This is a genomic window from Ursidibacter arcticus, from assembly GCF_009761375.1.
In the GTDB taxonomy this organism is placed as follows: domain Bacteria; phylum Pseudomonadota; class Gammaproteobacteria; order Enterobacterales; family Pasteurellaceae; genus Ursidibacter; species Ursidibacter arcticus.
Genome location: NZ_LEKM01000200.1, coordinates 1 through 332, shown reverse-complemented (window position 1 = coordinate 332; position 332 = coordinate 1). Strand labels below are relative to the sequence as shown.

1 pseudogene is annotated in these 332 nt (G+C 38.6%); it reads right to left on the bottom strand.

The window, feature by feature from the left end:
- Positions 1–332: pseudogene (locus A1D25_RS09155) on the bottom strand (IS256 family transposase, variant Zn-binding type); the annotation flags it as partial.

Below are 332 nucleotides of genomic sequence, written 5' to 3'. Positions count from 1 at the left end.
CTTTCCTTGAGGGTTTTAACAAGTATTTTGAGCGCTTTTCCTGCCGCTGATTTATGTTTTTTTCTGAGCTTTCTCATCACCATTGCAACGAGATGAAAATGGCACATCTGTGTCTGAGTATCGAATAAGTCCCTAAGCAATCCACGACGACCATCGCAGGTAATTGATTGAATAATATAGCCTTTTTCTCTTAATCTATTTAATGCAACGTGGTAATACTCATCTCGTTCGGTCTTAACCAGTTGGTGATAAACGACCTTTTCGCTCACGCTATCCATTATCACCAAAATACCAAATTCCCGACCAAAGAATGTGGTATCCATAATAATATT